At 66.4% G+C, this 17,255-nt stretch carries 8 protein-coding genes; 4 read left to right on the top strand and 4 right to left on the bottom strand.

Annotated elements, in window-relative coordinates:
* Positions 1-302: 302 nt before the first annotated feature.
* A complete protein-coding gene (locus BRW65_RS26235) occupies positions 303-734 on the bottom strand; it encodes a nitroreductase family deazaflavin-dependent oxidoreductase (RefSeq protein ID WP_073879667.1) in 432 nt (143 codons plus the stop codon).
* 125 nt (positions 735-859) lie between these two features.
* On the opposite strand from BRW65_RS26235, the gene BRW65_RS26230 reads away from it, so the two are divergent.
* On the top strand, positions 860-1,876 hold the full coding sequence (locus BRW65_RS26230; protein WP_073879665.1) for a YihY/virulence factor BrkB family protein: 1,017 nt from the start codon (positions 860-862) through the stop codon (positions 1,874-1,876).
* Here the strand turns inward: BRW65_RS26230 and BRW65_RS26225 are convergent, their stop codons facing one another.
* Positions 1,877-2,089 carry a DUF3072 domain-containing protein gene (locus BRW65_RS26225; protein WP_073879715.1) on the bottom strand — a complete coding sequence of 71 codons (213 nt, stop codon included), beginning with the start codon at positions 2,087-2,089 and terminating at the stop codon, positions 1,877-1,879.
* Between the two features lie 108 nt (positions 2,090-2,197).
* Between BRW65_RS26225 and BRW65_RS26220 the strand changes: the two genes are divergently transcribed.
* Positions 2,198-2,701 (top strand): DUF2505 domain-containing protein, encoded by a 504-nt coding sequence (locus tag BRW65_RS26220; protein ID WP_073879713.1) that lies wholly within the window; start codon positions 2,198-2,200, stop codon positions 2,699-2,701.
* A 17-nt stretch (positions 2,702-2,718) separates the two neighbouring features.
* Here BRW65_RS26220 and BRW65_RS26215 read toward each other — a convergent pair whose 3' ends face one another.
* Together BRW65_RS26215 and BRW65_RS26210 are read right to left on the bottom strand one after the other, a co-directional pair.
* Positions 2,719-3,036 carry an STAS domain-containing protein gene (locus tag BRW65_RS26215; protein ID WP_073879711.1) on the bottom strand — a complete coding sequence of 106 codons (318 nt, stop codon included), beginning with the start codon at positions 3,034-3,036 and terminating at the stop codon, positions 2,719-2,721.
* Positions 3,036-5,609, bottom strand: coding sequence for a SpoIIE family protein phosphatase (locus BRW65_RS26210; RefSeq protein ID WP_073879663.1), 2,574 nt, complete (start codon positions 5,607-5,609; stop codon positions 3,036-3,038). The genes BRW65_RS26215 and BRW65_RS26210 overlap by 1 nt, the downstream gene beginning before the upstream one ends.
* Positions 5,610-5,744: 135 nt before the next feature.
* On the opposite strand from BRW65_RS26210, the gene BRW65_RS26205 reads away from it, so the two are divergent.
* Positions 5,745-16,469, top strand: coding sequence for a BTAD domain-containing putative transcriptional regulator (locus BRW65_RS26205; protein ID WP_432206456.1), 10,725 nt, complete (start codon positions 5,745-5,747; stop codon positions 16,467-16,469).
* Complete coding sequence (locus BRW65_RS26200; protein WP_073879659.1) at positions 16,462-17,199, top strand: Type 1 glutamine amidotransferase-like domain-containing protein; 738 nt, start codon at positions 16,462-16,464, stop codon at positions 17,197-17,199. The genes BRW65_RS26205 and BRW65_RS26200 overlap by 8 nt, the downstream gene beginning before the upstream one ends.
* Positions 17,200-17,255: the final 56 nt, after the last annotated feature.

Raw genomic sequence — 17,255 nt, 5'->3', positions numbered from 1 at the left:
CGGGTCCGCCCGGCCCGCCGGGGCCGGCGGGTCCGCCCGGCCCGTTCACGGCGGGGACCGAAGGAACGCATTGATGCAAGTCCGCGCTCCAGACAAACCCGTCAGCGCAATTAGGGTCGGCCCGGCCGACCGCCGGTGCCGAAACGGCGATCACCGGCAACATCGCCAAAGCAAGTACGCAGGCGCCGAACGCCCTACCGCGCCCCAGATGCTTCAATGCGGCACTTGTCATGTCGGTCTCCTCCCGGCCGATGACGCTCGGTGCAGACGATTTTGCAACGCGAAACCCGTTGGCGGTGCTGTTATTCGGTAACCAACTCGAACACGGGGATGACTCGGTCGGTGCGCTCCTGATACTCGCCGAACCCCGGCGCCCGCTCGACGACGATCCGATAGGCGGAATCGCGCTCGTCGCGCGGCAATTCGCGCACGGTTGCCGGCTTGGGCCCCTGTGAGCCGATCTCCACGGTCACCCTCGGGTTGGCGCGGATGTTGTGCACCCACGCGGGGTTCTTGTCCCGGCCCGCGGCGGATCCGACGATATAGATCCTGCCGTCGACATCGAAGTATGCGACCGGATTTACCCGCTGTGCGCCGCTCCGTGCCCCGGTCGAGGTCAACAACAGCAACGGGAAGCCCTCGAACTGTCCTCCGACCTTGCCGCCGTTGCGGCGGAATTCCTCGATGTTGCGTTCGTTGAACTCTCGCTCCGGATGCATTTCGTCATCGCCCATCAGCCCATCCTGGCACGGAGCCAGCCCGGCAGGGCCCGAGCGGATTGATCCGGCCCGAATGCGGGTATCACCAGGCAATCCCATCGGGGGGGTATCCGCTTCCGTCGCGACGAAGTGAGCACGAGATGGTCGGCTGGCTGGACAGGCTTCAGCGACGAAACCGCGCCGCCGGCGTGGCGATCGGGGTCATCTACAAATATCTCGACGACCAAGGCGGCTACCTATCCGCCCTGATCACCTATTACGGGTTCGTGTCCCTGTTCCCGCTTCTGCTGCTGTTGACCACCGGCCTGGGGGTGCTGCTCGCCGGGCGCCCCGACCTGCAGGCACAGGTGCTGAACAGCACGCTGAGCCAATTCCCGGTCATCGGCGCTCAGCTGCATCAGCCGGCGGGGCTCAGCGGGGGGACCGCCGCAGTGGTCGTCGGCATCGCGGGCGCGCTCTACGGCGGGTTGGGTGTGGGCCAGGCGGTGCAGAATGCGATGGACTCCGTGTGGGCCGTGCCGAGGAACAAGCGTCCCGACCCGATCCGCTCGCGGCTGCGCAGCTTGATGCTGCTGTTGGTCCTCGGCTCGGCGGCCATCGCCGCAACGGTCCTGTCGGCGGCCGCTCAGGCGACGGGCGCGCTGGGCATCTTCGGAAAGGTCGGCGTCGCGTTGGTCGCCGTGGCGATCAACGCCATGATCTGCCTGGTGGCGTTTCGCGTCACCACCGCGAGGGACCTCACCTATCGCCAGGTGCTGCCCGGAGCGCTTGCGGCTGCGGTCATTTGGCAGGTCCTGCAGTGGGGCGGCGCCGGATACATTCGGCACACGGTGAAGTCGGCCAGCGCGACCAACAGCGTCTTCGCGTTGGTGCTGGGTTTACTGGCCTTCCTGTTCCTGGTGTCGTCCACGCTGGTTCTCTGCGCCGAGATCAATGTCGTTCTGGTGGAACGCCTTTACCCGCGGGCGTTGCTCACTCCCTTCTCCGACGAAGCGGAACTCACACCGGCCGACCGCAAGACCTACACCAAGAGAGCAAAAGCAGAGCGCGTCAAGGAATTCCAGCGCGTCAGCGTCAGATTCGGAGACCGCGCCCCCAAGGAGACCCGGCCCCGGCCGCCGACGACACCCATCGTCGGCGGCCGGCCGCCCGGGTGATCAGTTGCCGCGTCCGGTCTGCTCCTGCAACTCGTCGATGAGCTCGGACGCCTGCGCCTTGGTCAAGTCGTCGGGAGCATCCCGCCCGGCTTCCTGAGCCAACGTGTGCAGGTAGCTGCGCTGCGGCCCGGTCATCGGCTCGTCACCGGTCACCCACTGGGACGTGTCCTTCTCCGGGTTCTCGCTCGGCGCCTGTCGCGTGTCATCAGTCATGTGTTCCACCTCCGCGAGGAGGGATATCCATCGCACGTACGTTCGAAACCTGCGCAAACCTGCGCCATGGCGCTCACCCGGGCCCGCCCTTTGCAAGAATCGGATGCTGTGTCGCGATCCTTCGACATCCGCATCGAATCGCCCGCCAGCGTGGAACAAATCCACGCAGCGTTTGGGCGCGAGGACTATTGGCTCGCCCGCCTGAAGGCGAGCAACGCCCCGACCACGCTGGATTCCCTGGAAGTCGACGCCGACGGCACGGTGACGGTGCGCGCCACCCAACACGTATCCCGGCAGATAATGCCCGCTCTGATCGCCAAGGTCGTCCCCGGGGAGCTGAAGATCGTGCACACCGAAATTTGGCGATCCGTCGCCGACGGCGAAGTCCGCGGGCAGATCAACGTCGTCTCCTCGGGCGGCCTAGGGTCGGGGCGCGCGGACGCGGTCATGGCACCCGCCGGGGACGGGACCCGGCTGCGCTTCGCCGTGGAGGTGGCGATGAGGATCCCGCTGGTGGGCCGCAAACTCGAGAAGTCGATGCAGGCCGACTTGGCCGCAAGCCTCCCCGCGTTACAGCGCTTCACCAGCACCTGGATCGCCGAGAACACCTGACGCTCGGCCGGTCGTCATCAGTCCGCCGAAGGCGCGGGTTCGATGGCGACCAATTCCGTGAGGCCGCTGATGGAGAGGATCGGCATCAGGATCGGGTGGGCGATCAGGTTGATGTGGTTGGCGTGGGAAAACAAGGCGTTGATGGCGGCGCTGTCGAGGTACTCGACGCCGCTGAGGTCGACAGTGAGCGGCCCGCCGCTCGCGGCTTCCCCGCTGGCGGTGGTAAGGGCCGCAACGAAGGCGTCGATGTTGCTCAGATCGATCTCGCCGGCCGCGACCAGCATCAGCTCCCCGTCGTCGCGACGCGCGGTGTCGAGGGTGAGCGACGTGGGCATCATGTGATCCTCGCGGATAGGTGAACCGTGGTTCCGGCGGCATCGGGATTGATGGTGACGTCATTCATGAGCCCCCGCATGAGGGCAATACCCCGTCCCCGGTGGGGATAACTCGCCGGTTGCGGAGGTTTCCACGAGCCGGTGTCGGTGATGGTCAACTGCACCCGGTCGACCAGTGCGGTCGCACCCAGGCTGATGGTGCCTTCCCGCTGGTCCCGGTGACCGTGCTCGATGGCGTTGGCGACGGCTTCGCCGGCGGCGACCAGCACGTTCATCGCCTGTTCCGGGTCCAGTCGGGTGCGAGTCAGCCAGGTGCGCAGCGCGGTTCGTGCGGGGGCCAAGTGACTGAGGTCGGCCGGGAATGTCAGCTCCAGCGGCGCGGGATGACGATAAAGCAGAACGACAACGTCGTCCTGGTAGCCACCGGTGGGAGCCAGACCCGACATGATGTGGTTCGCCAACTCGTCGAGCGTCGACCCGCGGCCGTCCTGCACGAACTCGGCCGCCCGGGAGATGCCCTGCCCCAAGGCGGTGCGGCGACGTTCGACCAAGCCGTCGGTATAGAGCAGCAGTGTGGCGCGGGCCGGCACGGTCACCCGGGCCTCGGGGCGAGACCAGTTGGGCCGTACTCCCAACGCGATGGTGTGGCCGTCGTCGAGCAGCTGGGTGGTGCCATCGGCGTCGACCAGGATGGGCGGCGGGTGCCCGGCGCTGGAATACACCAGCTCGCCGGTCTCGGGGTTGAGCACCGCGCAGACGGCGGTGGTGCATTGCGCGCCGGGCAGCCGCGCGGCGAAGCGATCCATCCCGGCGAGAGCCGCGCCGGGGCTGGGGTTTTCGAATAGCAACGCGCGGCACGCACTGCGCACCTGCCCCATCACCGTCGCGGCGGCGAGCCCATGCCCCACGCAGTCGCCGACGACCATCGCGATGCGCCCGTCATCGAGGTCGACGATGTCGTACCAGTCACCGCCCACCTGCAGCGGCCGGCTGGCAGCCTGATAACGGACGGCGAAGCCGTGCGGCAGATCAGCGGGTCCCAGAATCGCGTGCTGCAGCGCCAGGGCGGTTTCGCGCTGCTGGTCGACCTGATGGACCCGCTGCAGGCCCTGGCCGAGCCGGCCAGCCAACACGGTCAGCAAGGTCTGGTCTTCCAGGGTGAACGACCGACGTTCGGCCAAATCGATCCAGACAACGAGCACGCCCTCGGGGTGCTGCAGCGCGATGCCCGCCGTCCCGGGCTCCCCCGTGCTGGGGGTGAGTAGGTCACCCTCGCGCAACGCGCTGAGCATGCGTTGGGTGTGAGGCGGCAGGTCCCCCCACTCCACAGGCTCGCCGACCGACACGACCTGCAGTGGGCCATAAGCGCTTCCGGTGGAGGAACTCTGCGCCGGGAACGTGACGGCGACGACGCGGCGGGCCCGCCACAGCCGGCGCAACTCCTCCGCCGCGGCGTTCACCGCGTCATCGACGGTGTCCGCTTGGGCGAGTTCCTGGTTGAGCGCGTGTTCGCGACCCGCCGCCAGCGCCAGGGCGATGGCCGCGTGCCGGGCGAAGTCGCTGACGAGCTCGAGGTAATCGTTGTCGAAGGGCGACTGCTGCGGGTCGCGGGCGACGGCGATGACGCCAAGAACCGCGCCGTCTGCGATGAGCGGCATGACAATCGCGGAACGTTCGCCGACATCGGTGAATCCCTCGATCGGATATTGGAAGGAGTCGGTGATCAGCGGTAGGCCGCGCCGTGCGACCCCGCCCGTGGTGGAACCTTCCATCGGCACCTGGCGACCGATCACCTCCGAGGAGTACCGCCCCGCCGTGGCGGCCACAACCAGGGTGTCGACCTCGTCGGCCGGCACGTCGGCCTCCTTGGGTATCAGCAGAATCGCTTGTTCGGCGCCGGCCAGCTCCAGCGCCCGGTTCACGATGAGCTGGAGCGGCCCCGTCTGCGGGTCGCCGGACAGCAGCGCGGTGGTGATCTCGCGGCTGGCCTTCGTCCACTTCGCCGATTCCCGTTCCCGCTCGAACAGGCGCGCGTTGTCGATGGCCGCCGCCGCGGCCGTGGCCAGGGCCCGCACGGCGGCCGCCTGGGAGTCGGAGAACACCCGGCCCGCCTGGTCGTCGGCGAGGTAGAGGCTGCCGAAGTTCGATCCCCGAACGGTGATCGGTATCCCGAGGAGCGCCCGCATCGGCGGATCGTGGGCTTGCAGCGCCCCGGCCTGCGGATGAGCACTCACGTCTTCGAGGCGAAGACCCTCACCCACCGGCAAATCACCGAGCAGCCGCGCAGTGTCGTCGTCGATTCCCGCACGCACGAACGCGACCAGGGCGCCGTCGGGAGCGCGGATGCCCAGGGCTGCGTAACGGCAGCCGGTCAGCTCCATCGCCCCCTTGACGATGCGGCGCAGGGTCACGTCGAGGTCGAGGTCCGAACCGATTTCGCTGATGACCCGGACCAATTGCTCCATCTGGTCGCGGGCTTCGACCAGCTCGTCGAGCTGCTCATGGATCTGGCTGACCAGCTCACGCCGGCCCTGCCAGGTGAATGCCGAACCACCTCCCCCCTCATCGCCCATGGATACAAACCTAACGGTTCACACGGGTAGGCCCTAGGGTGGCGATGATCTTCCGGGCGATGAGAGCTTTACTCAGTCTTGACCATGCTTTGAATTGCCCCACCGACGATGACCTACGTGAGTACGCTTCCATCGGTGGAACTGGGGGTTTTGGGACCTCTGCAGGTTCGGCAAGGCGGAGCGCCCGTCGTCATCCCGGGCGCCAAGCCTCGCGCGATCCTTTCGATGCTGGGGCTGCACGGCGGTTCCGTCGTGGCGGCCGACACGCTCGTCGAACTGCTCTGGGGCGAGGACCCACCACGCACTGCGGCCAAGGCGCTGCAAACCCACATCTCCTCGTTGCGTCGCACGCTCGGTGACGGCTTCGTCGTCACAGCGGGCGCGGGTTGGACCCTGGCTGAGAGTCAGGTCGATGCCGCGCGGTACAAGTCGGCCGCCCGGCTGGGACGCGACGCCGCCGCCGCCGGCGACATCGGCCAGGCGGTGGCCCGCTTCGAGGAGGCGCTCGCCCTCTGGCGCGGGATCCCCGAGCTGCCCGACAGCCGGCGAGGAACCTCCGAGAAAACGCGTTGGATCGAGGGCCATGCCGCGCTGGTGGAGGATCGGGCCGATGCGCTGCTGGCGACCGGCCGGGCCGCGGAGATCATCGGGGAACTCGAGGCCGCCGTGACCGACGCCCCGCTGCGGGAGCGGCGGTGGGGCCAGCTCATGCTCGCGCTGTATCGCGCCGGCAGGCAGGGCGAAGCGCTTGGCGCATACCAGCGTGCGCGTACGCTGCTGGCCGACGAACTGGGCGTCGACCCGGGCCCCGAGCTCCGCCGGCTGGAGGCCGCGATCGTCGCGCAAGACTCCTCGCTGGAAATGCCCGCCGCACAACAAGTTTCGTCGGTGACTCGGGCCGTCACCTTCCTGCTCACCGACATCGAAGGGTCGACGGCCGCGTGGGAGGCGGACGCCGCGGCCATGGCGGTGGCGCTGGCACGGCACGACGAGCTCGTCGAACAGGTCGTGACGTCGCGTGGGGGGCGGCTGATCAAGACGCGCGGCGAGGGCGACGCCACGTTCTCGGTTTTCGATCGGCCCTCGGCGGCCGCGGCCGCGGCCATCGAGCTGCAAGAGGCGATCGTGCACGAGCCGTGGGCGCTGCGGGAGCCCATGCGTATCCGAGTGGCGCTGCACACCGGGGAGGTCGAGCTCCGCGACGGCGACTACTTCGGTCGCGCCGTCAACCGCGCCGCTCGGCTGCGGTCGCTGGCCAGCGGCGGCCAGATCCTGTGCTCGGGCGCGACGGCAGAGCTCGTCATCGACTCCCTGCCCGACGACGTGGTGCTCGCCGACCTGGGAACGCGCCAGCTGCGCAATCTCGCGCGACCGGAACACGTTTTCGAGCTGCAACTGCTCACCGCCGACGACCCCGGTCCGGCGGGTCCCATCGAGCCGCCGCTGGAACGCCCGAGCCTGCCGACGGTGCTCGCCGGCCGCGGGCCGTTCGTCGGGCGGGGCCATGAGCTGGAGCGACTGGCTTCGGGGTGGCAGAACGCCCTCGCCGGGGGCACCAACGCGATGCTGATCGCCGGCGAACCCGGGGTCGGCAAGACGCGCCTGGCCGGTGAGTGGTCGCGGCAGGCCTACGACCAGGGCGCACTCGTGATTTACGGCCGATGCGACGAGGACCTCGGCGCCCCGTATCAACCGTTCGCGGAAGCTCTGCGTTCGCTGTTGCCGTGCCTGGGCGCGAGCGGGCTCCGTGCGCTGCGCGGCGTGGAGGCGCTACTCACGCTCATTCGCGGGCTGGCCGATGTCCTCCCCGACCTGGCGGCGCCGACACGGGCCGACCCGGACACCGAACGGTATGCGCTGTTCGACGCGGTCGTCGCGCTGTTGGCACTGGCCTCCAGGCGCGCGCCCGTCGTCCTGATCCTCGACGACCTGCACTGGGCGGCCAAGCCGACGCTGCTGTTGTTGCGGCATCTGCTGCGTTTCGGTGAGCAGGCGCGACTGCAGATCATCGGCACGTATCGCAGCACCGACCTCGACCGCTCCCACCCGCTGGCGGCCATGCTCGCCGACCTGAACCGCGATGGCACCGCCAGCCGCCTGGCGCTCAGCGGTCTCGACGAGGACGACGTGACCGCCTACGTCGCCGAGGCGGGCTATGACGACGAAGAGCTGGCCCGGGCGTTGGCGTCGGTCACGGGCGGCAACCCGTTCTTCCTCATCGAGGCCCTGCGCCATGTGGACGAAAGCGGCGGCCGCTGGGACCAGAGCACCCTGCCCCAAGGCGTGCGCGAGGCGGTGAGCCGCCGTCTTTCCCGGCTGCCGGCGGAGGCGAACAAGGCGCTCGCTGCCGCCGCTGTCGTCGGGAGCCGGTTCGCACTCGAACTGGTCGAACGTGTCGTCGGCGACGACCTGGTCGACGCGTTCGACGAGGCGTGCAAGGCCGGCATCGTCATCGAGGAGCCCGGCGGCCGTTACCGGTTCAACCACGCGATCGTTCGGCAGTCGCTGTTGGCCGAATTACCGTCCGTGCGGCGCATGCGGCTGCACCAGCGCATCGCCACCACGTTGGAAAACGAGCCCGGCGCCGACGAGGAACTGCTCGCCGAATTGGCGTATCACTACTTCGAATGCGCATGGGCGGGGAACGCGGCGAAGGCGGTCGAATACTGCAGGCGCGCGGCGGATCAGGCGATGGCGCGACTGGCCTACGAAGGCGCGGCCGAGCTCTACGACCGCGCCCTGCACGCACTGGAAGAGATCGACGACGAGCTGCCCGACCGCGACGACCAGGTCGCCGCGCTGCTGATCGCGCGCTGCGAGGCGCTGCTGGCCGCGGGTGACGTGGTTTCGGCGGGCAGTGCCGTCGCTCAATTGCAAACGACCACGGTCGATTCCGCCCAACTTGCGGCATGGGCGACCTGCTTCGACGGCCAGCTGTCGATGCTGATTCATCCCGAGCGGCTGGACGCGGTCGAGGCCGCGGTCGGCTCCGCCGCCAACAAACTGGCGGAGTTGGGCGATGCCGCCGGAGAGGCGAAGGCGCACACCGTGCGCGCCGGGTGCCTGGCCCGGCTGGGCAGGATCGGCGACTGCGAGATAGCCCTGGACGACGCTCTCACCGCGGCGCGGCGCGCGCGTGAACACCGCCGGGTGAACGCGGTGCTGGCGCAGGCGCCGCTCGCGGCGCTCTGGGGCCCCAATCCGGTGCCGCGCGCGGGCGGCCGGTGCCTGGACGTGGTGCGGCTGCTGCGCATCACCACCGACTCGCCGGCGGTCGAGGCGACGTCGACGCGGTGCCAAGCGGTGTTGGAGGCCTTCCGCGGACGGGCGGCGGCGGCGCGGCGGATGATCGACTCGGCCCGTCGCACGGTCACCGAGCTCGGCCTGCGCCACGCCCTCGTCGAAGTCGAGCAGTTCGCCGGGATAGTGGAGCTGGTGGTCGACGAGCCCGCCGCAGCCGAGGCGCATCTGCGCAAGGCCTACAACGGTTTTCGCCGCATGGGTCTCGATGCCGACACCGCCGAAACTGCGGCGTTGTTAGGCCGCACGTGCCTGGCGCTGGACCAGGATGCCGAGGCGGACGAATTGTGCACCGAGAGCGAGCGTCTCGCCGGCCACGCGCTGAAGGCGTCGATCGCCTGGCGCACGCTTCGGGCGCGGCTGCTGTCCCGCGGCGGCGAACACGGCGAGGCGCGGCGGCTTGCCCAGGAGGCCGTCGCGCTGGCCGAGCGCACCGACGCGTTAGTCGATCACGGCGACGCATGCCTTGCGCTGGCAACCGCGCTGGGTGCGGCCGGCGACGTCGCGGGAGCGCGGGCCGCCGCCGAACGGGCCGTCGAGCTGTACGAGCGGAAAGGGGCTGCGGCGCTGGCCGAACGGGCGCGAGGACTCGTCGGCGAACAACCGCCTGCCGCGGCCCCGTCCAAACCACCTATTGTCGAGCCCGAAAACGCTTGCATACGAGTGGGACAACGCGTCGTCGCGGCTATCAACGTTGGAGATTGGGATGCGTTGGAGCCGCTCTTTGCGCCCGCAGTCGCGGTCGAAAGCCGCCGGAAGATCGTGGGCTTCACCCGCGCTGACCTGCCATCGGATGATTGGGCACGGGATAACAGGCACATTGTTGAAAGTGGCGGTGTACGAATGCGTTCGGTCGTCCTGGCCGTGCGAGGCGAACACCTGGCTCTCGTTCGGTTGTCGGTAGGGACTGCGGACACGAGTCCTGGGGCGCCGGAGGACGAATTCCTCAGCCTCTACGGCATCGGTGATGACGGCCGAGTCGTAATGCAAATCTGGTTCGACATCGATGACATCGACGCCGCTATGGCCGAGCTTGACGCCCGATTCGAGGCGGAGCAGCCCGCCCGGCGGCGGTTGGAGAACAAGGCGGCGCTGGTATTCGAGCACGTCTGGTCGCACTTCGCGACCCGCGACTGGGACGCCCTGGCGGACACCGTCGCCGACGACTACATCGGCATCGATCACCGGCGGGTCGTGAGTGCCGAGACGCAATACAGTCGAAGTGCCGTGGTGCGGGATCTGCAGGCGGCCGCCGAAGTCGGCTTCACGATCTCGATGGTGAGCGCCGTGGCGATCCGCGGGAAGCGTCTGGTGCTCGCCCGCACTCGGGCCTCAGGCCGCGACCCCGCCGCGGTCCAAAACGATGCCCTCAACGTCGTCGAGATCGACGCCGACGACCGGATCGCCAATGTCGTCGCCTACGACGTCGAGGATCTTGATGCCGCCCTTGCCGAGCTCGATGCCCGTTACCTCGTTGGCGAGGCGGCACCGCATGCCGCCACATGGTCGGTGGTCACGGGGACCTTTGCCTCGATGAGCCGCCGCGAATTCCCCGCGCTGGCACCCGACTGCACGACGGTCGACCATCGCCGGGTGGCGACATTCGCTCGCAACGAGCTGCCCGCATACATCCGCGCGGGGTGGGATATCGACCAGAACATCACCACGTATGTCGATGCCGTTCATCGGTTGAACGAACGCGGGGCGGTCGTTTCCTATGTCGCATATGGAAAGTCGCACGACGGCTTTGACGGCGAGTGGCACGAGGTCGCCTTTACGACGGTCGAAGGCGGCATGGTCAACCGCTGCGAGTTATTCAATGAGACAGACCTGGATACCGCGATCGCGAATTTCGACCAGCTGAGCCGCCCGGCATCGCGTCTGGAAAATGCGGCAACCCAAGTACGCGAGCGTCTGCAAGCGTGTTTCGCGACCAGCGACTGGGGCGCGATGTCCGAGATCCTGGCCGAAGACATTTCGACCGACGATCGCCGTCGGGCGGTGAATGCCGGCATACGAGAGGGCCGTGAGGCCGTACTCGAAGAGATGTCGGCAACGCTGGCGATTGGCGTTGAAAGCTTGACGTCGGATGTCATCGCCATCCGTGGCGACCGGCTGGCGCTCTGTCGCACCCAAACTTGGGGGCGCGACCAGCGGCCAGAGGCGTTCCACACTGATGTTTTCGACATCGTTGAGATCAATACCGAAGGGCAGCTCACGACCCGGATCATCTTTGATCTCAACGACTTCGACGCTGCCATTGATGAGCTCGACCGTCGATACGTCGCTGGTGAGGCCGCCAACCACTCCCATATCTGGTCGCTCGTTACAGGGGCCTTCGCAGCGCTGAACCAGAGGAGAATCCCTCCGACGACATCCGACTGGGCGAGCATCGACCACCGACGGCTCGCGCCAATCGGTGCGGGTGATCTAGCCGCGTATCTCCGTGCAACTTGGGAACTCTCGCCGCGGTCCCGCATCTACATTGAGGCTGTGCACCGGCTCGGCGATCTCGGCGCGGTTGTTACTCACGTGGCGATCGGGACCTCACCGGACGGTTTCGACGCCGAGTGGCGGGTGACCGATGTTGTGATGTTCGACGGCGACCGGATCAACCGCAGCGAGCTATTCGACGACTCAGACGTGGCCGCCGCACTCGGTAGGTTCGAGGAGCTTCAGCCGAAGGCGTCGCGGCTGGTAAACGCGGCTACTCAAACCCACAAGCTCGTGGAAACGTCCTTTGCGGCGCGAGATTGGGATGCGATAGCCAGCGTCCTCGCTGACGACATTTCCAGCGACGATCGTCGCAGAACGGTGAATTCCGGTAAGCGAGAAGGCCGTAAGTCCGTACTAGAAGAGCTATCGGCAACGGCAGATGTTGGCGTCAAATCCATGACGTCGGATGTCATCGCTACCCGAGGCGACCGGTTGGCGCTCTGCCGTAGTCAAACCTGGGGCCGCGACAAGCGACCAGAAGCCTTTCACAATGACTTTCTCGACGTCCTCGAACTCAACTTAATCGGAAGGGTGTCGGCGCGGATTGCGTTTGACCTGGACGACTTCGACGCGGCCATGGCGGAGCTAGATGCGCGCTACCTGGCGGGCGAAGCGGCCGCGTACGCTGGCCCGTTGTCGGTGATGACCCGGGCCTACGCAGCGCTCAATCGGCGCGAGCACCCAGCGACGACATCGGGTTGGGTGAATATCGACCACCGGCGGGGCATTTCGTTTCCCCCAGGGCATGTGTCTACATTGCTCACTAACTGGCTCACCACCCCTGACCTATACAACTACATCGCAGCGGTGCACAGGCTTGGTGACCGCGGGAGTGTGGTCACGTCTGTGACGCATGAAACCTCACGAGAAGGCTTCGAAGCCGAATGGCGCGATATCTGCGTCTTTACAATCAACGGTGAGCTGATCGACCGCTTAGAAGTCTTCGACGAGGCAGATCTCGACTCCGCGCTTGCCCGCTTCGATCAGCTGAGCCGGCCCGCATCGCGGCTGGAAAACGCCGCAACCCGGGTGTATGACCGCTTGGGCGCCTATTTCGCGGACCGAGACTGGACTGCGACGGCGAACGCCATGGCGGAGAACGTGATCGACGACGACCGTCGACGCACGGTGAACGCGGGCATCCGGCGCGGCCGAGCTGTCGAAGTTGCGAACAGCAAAGCCACAGCCGAGATCGGTGCCGAGACGATCATGTCAACCGTCATCGCCACTCGCGGAGAGCGCCTCGCGTTATGTCGATCCTCCATCCTCGGGCAGGGCCGGCAATCTGGGCCATTCCGTATGGACTTCCTCAGCGTTCTCGAGAGTGACGCCAAGGAGCGCTTGGCAGCCCACGTCGCATTCGAGCTTGACGACTTCGACGCCGCGATGGCCGAACTCGACGCGCGCTACCTCGCCGGCGAAGCGGCTGGTCAATCCCGGACCTGGTCAATCATTGCGAGCAGCTATGCGGCGCTGAACCGAGGTGAGCCGCCGCTGACTACCCCGGATTGCGTCAACATCGATCACCGGCGGGAGACAGCGTTTGGGCCGGACGACCTGAGCGCCTACCTTCGGGCCGGGTTGGAAATCGACCCAAACATTCATATCTATGTGAGAGAAGTCCATCGGCTGAACCCTCCCGGCGCAGTCATCACTTATGGGGCCTACGAAACGTCCCAAAGGGGGTTCGACGCGGAGTGGTGCGGGATCGCGGTCTTCACAATCGAAGGCAACCTGATCAACCGCACCGAGGTATTCCACGAAGCCCAGATCGACGCCGCGATCGCGAGATTCGAACAACTCGGCCAGCCCGCGCCACGGCTGGAAAACGCTGCCAGCCGAGTGGGTAACCGATACCTAACCTGCTTCGGGGTCGGCGACTGGCAGGCCATGGCGGCGATGCTGGCCGAAAACTTCACCAATGACGATCGCCGTCGGGTGGTCGGCGCGGGAGTCCAATATGGTCGGGACGCGCAGACCGCGGACATGCAGACGGTGGCCGACCTGTGGACACGAAACGTGACGTCGACGGTCATAGCGATCCGCGGAGAACACCTCGCGCTCATGCGGCTGCGCTTTTCTAACTCGGAGCAAGGGCCGGATGCGTTTCTCACGGAGACGCTCGGGGTCCTCGAAATCGATGCCGACGAGCGGATAGCTGCGGTCGTCTTCTTCGACGACGTAGCGGCTGCCTTCAACGAGCTCGAGGCCCGTTATCTCGGCGGTGAAGCGGCCGCCCATGCTCGCACGTGGTCGGTCATCGCCGCTGGCTGTGCCGCACTGAACCGTCACGAACTACCCGCCACCACAGCCGGTTTCGCCAGTATCGACCACCGCCGAGGGGCGGCTCACGCCCCGGGTGAGCTGGTTGACTACGTCCGTGCCGGGTGGGAACTCGACCAGAAAATCCGCACCTACCCCGAGGCGGTGCATCGGCTGAGCGATCTCGGAGCGGTCTACACCCATGTCGCTCATGGAACCTCGCGCGAGGGCTTCGGCGCCGAATGGCGAGGGATCAGCGTGGTGACTGTCGATGGTGACCTGGTCAGCCGCTCCGAAGTCTTCGACGAAGCGGACGTTAAGGCCGCGATCGCGCGGTTCGAACAACTCAGTGAGCCATCTCCTCGCCTAGAAAACGCTGCGAGCCGGACCTACGAGTGGATCAAGTCGGCGTATGCGGCTGGTGACATGCACTCGATCGCCGAGTTGCTCGCCGATGATGTTTGGACCGAGGACCGTCGCCACGTAGTCAACGCCGGCCTACGTGAAGGCCCCGACGCCGTGATCGCCGAAATCTCGGGACTACACGAGGGCGAAGTCGACGTAATGACAGAGGTGGTCGCGACCCGCGGCGATCGCCTTGTCCTCAGCCGCATCCGAAGCTCCCTGCACGGGGACGGAGCTGAGGGATTTCACTCAGTCGGGCTCGACGTCCTCGAGATCAACGCCGACGGCCGGGTGGCAGCACGCATTGTCTTCGACCGGGAAGATATCGACGCGGCATTCAGCGAGCTCGATGCCCGATACCTTGCAGGAGAAGCGGCCGCCTACGCGCGCACTTGGTCTGCGATATCAGGAGCTTACGCCGCGGTCAACCGGCGCCAACTACCTCTGATGACACCGGACTTCGCGGATATCGACCACCGGCGAGGGGCGGCGTGGGCTCCCGGCGAACTAGTCGAATTCCTCCGTAGCGCGTTGGATCAGACGGCGGAGCTGACCATCCGGATTGCAGCGGTGCACCGAGTGAGCCAACTGGGTGCGATCGTCACCCACGCTGCTGCCGGAACCTCGCCTGAGGGCTTCGAAGCCGAGTGGCGTGAGATCTGCATTGTGGTAGTTGATGGCGAGAGGCTCAAACATTGCGAGGTATTCGACGAGGTCGACCTCGACGAAGCGATCGTCCGCTTCGAGGAACTGCACCGGCAAAGGCGACGGTTAGCAAATGCGGCCAGTCGGGCACATGACCGCTTCTTCGCGCACTTCCAGGCCCGCAACTGGACGGCGATCGCCGAGGTGCTGGCGGATGACGGATTTATCGACGACCGGCATGACGTGGTGAATACCGGGTTCTGGGACGGTCGCGACACCGTGATCGCAAACTTGCGAGCCTTAGCCGAGGCCGCACCGGCAACCTGGACTGTAATTGCAACCCGCGGCGAACGCCTCGCCCTCACTCGTATCTCTTCCCCGAGCCGCGACATAGAGCATGGGGAGTTCAGCATCGAGATGCTCATCGTCGCCGAGATTGACACCGGCGGGCGGATCGTGGCGCAGATCTCATTCGACGCCGAGGACGTCGACGCCGCCTTCGCCGAACTCGAAGCTCGGTACATCGCCGGCGAAGCGGTCACCCACGCGCGGACGTGGTCGCTGGTCACGCAAGGCCACGCTCAGTTCAATCGGCACGAACTTCCCACGATGACGCCGGACGTGATTTACATCGACCATCGACGGGGCGTGACGATCGAGGGCGCCGATCTGGCCGCAACTGTTCGCGCCAATCTGGATCTTCTTCCGCAGGTACACGTCTACGTCGAGAGTGTGCATCGGCTGACCGAACTCGGAGCCGTCGCCACGCAAGTGGTTAAGGGGACTTCACAACAAGGCTTCGACGCCGAGTGGCAAACGATCACCATCTTCACCTTCGAAGGTGACCTGCTCAGCAGCTACGAAACCTTTGACGAGACGGAGCTCGATGCCGCGCTCGCGCGGTTCGAGCAACTTGAACCACCCGCGCCGAGGTTTGAAAACGTGGCAACCCGTGCTGATCAACAGTTCTGGGGGTACATCGCGGCAGGTGACTGGAAAGCCCTGGGGGCGATGCTGGCTGATGACGTGGCCAATGACGACCGCCGGCGGACCGTGAATGCCGGCATTCGGCGAGGCCGAGATTCTGACGTCGCAAACATGCGAAGCCTTTCCGAGATCGGGGTCACCCACGTCGCATCGACCATCATCGCGACCCGCGGCGAAAGACTTCTCCTCAGACGTACGCGATTCTCGCTGGACGAAGGGCCCGAAGACTTCAACGTCGAGCTGCTCTGCATTGTCGAGCTGGATGCCGAAAACCGGATTGGGACACGCATCCTGTTCGATCCCTACGAATTAGACGCCGCATTCGAAGAACTCGATGGGCGCTACCTCGCAGGCGAGGCGGCGGATGAAGGGCACACGTGGTCGCTCATGGCGCAGACATACGCGGGGCTCAACCGGCACGAGACGCCGGCGACCACGCCGGATTTCGTCAACATCGACCATCGGCGCGGCATAACGTTCGAGCCGGGCAACATCGTCCCGTATGTCCAAGCCACGTGGGACGTCGCGCCCGACCTCAAGATGTGCATCGAGACAGTGCACCGGCTGACAAACGCTGGAGCCGTCATTACACATACGGCATACGGCACCTCTCAAGACGGCTTCGACGCGGAGTGGCGAGAGATCGTCTTCTTCACATTCCAGGGCGACAGGGTCGATCGCTGCGAGATGTTCGATGATGTAGACCTTGACGCCGCGCTGGCGCGGTTCGACGAGGTCACCGCGACCAGGCCTGTCGGTGACTGACACTGCGCCGCAACGACAACCGCTCTATCTCCTGGCGGACAGTCAGCTGCTCTTCTGGAAACGGCGCGACGGGCTGCTCCTCGAGCAGGCCATCGACGGATTAGCCCGAGGCAACCCGCTGAGCGCCGCCTATCTCGGCGCTTCCAACGGAGATCGTCCGGAGTTTTACGGCATCTTCGAAGCGGCGATGGATGCAGTTGGAATCACCCATCGCCGCATGATCGATTCATCGTTCGGCCCAGACGATCGCACCTCCCTAGCGAGTGCCCAGTTGATCGTCCTCGCGGGCGGCGACGTGCGCCTCGGCTGGGACACCTTCGAGAAAACCGGCATCAAAGAGGTGATTCTGGACCGGTACGCCCAAGGCGCACTTCTGGTGGGCATTTCGGCCGGCGCGGTCCAGTTGGGACGCTTTGGGATCGTCGAGACGCCGACGTCTCTCGCGACCGAGCCGCTCGGCATGTTCGATCTCGTCCCCTGGGTGATCGACGCGCACGATGAGGCCGGCGAGTGGGCGCGGCTGTCGCGGACGGTCGAAGTGCTCCAGGGGGCGGTCAACGGGCTCGGAATCCCGTCCGGTGGCGGAGTCATCGTGCACCCAGACGCCAGTATCGAGGCCCTGCGTCGTCCCGCGCATCAGATCCGTTTCCAGAGCGGCCGGATCACCCGCTCGCTGTTGCGCGCCGACGGTCCCCCGGCCGCCAATCCGTCCGCTCCAGCCTGCGGGTGACGGTTGGCCGCGCTAGTAGTGACTTTCGGCCCGAGTGAGGGACCTCAGTCCGGGTC

Origin of the sequence: Mycobacterium paraffinicum (genome assembly GCF_001907675.1) — a bacterium.
In the GTDB taxonomy this organism is placed as follows: Bacteria; Actinomycetota; Actinomycetes; order Mycobacteriales; family Mycobacteriaceae; genus Mycobacterium; species Mycobacterium paraffinicum_A.
This window is presented reverse-complemented; position numbering and strand designations above follow the sequence as displayed.

Excerpts from the sequence above, each read along its gene's own strand:
- BRW65_RS26235 (WP_073879667.1), bottom strand. The coding sequence starts at position 734 with ATGGGCGATGACGAAATGCATCCGGAGCGAGAGTTCAACGAACGCAAC.
- BRW65_RS26230 (WP_073879665.1), top strand. The coding sequence starts at position 860 with ATGGTCGGCTGGCTGGACAGGCTTCAGCGACGAAACCGCGCCGCCGGC.
- BRW65_RS26225 (WP_073879715.1), bottom strand. The coding sequence starts at position 2,089 with ATGACTGATGACACGCGACAGGCGCCGAGCGAGAACCCGGAGAAGGAC.
- BRW65_RS26215 (WP_073879711.1), bottom strand. The coding sequence starts at position 3,036 with ATGCCCACGTCGCTCACCCTCGACACCGCGCGTCGCGACGACGGGGAG.
- BRW65_RS26210 (WP_073879663.1), bottom strand. The coding sequence starts at position 5,609 with ATGGGCGATGAGGGGGGAGGTGGTTCGGCATTCACCTGGCAGGGCCGG.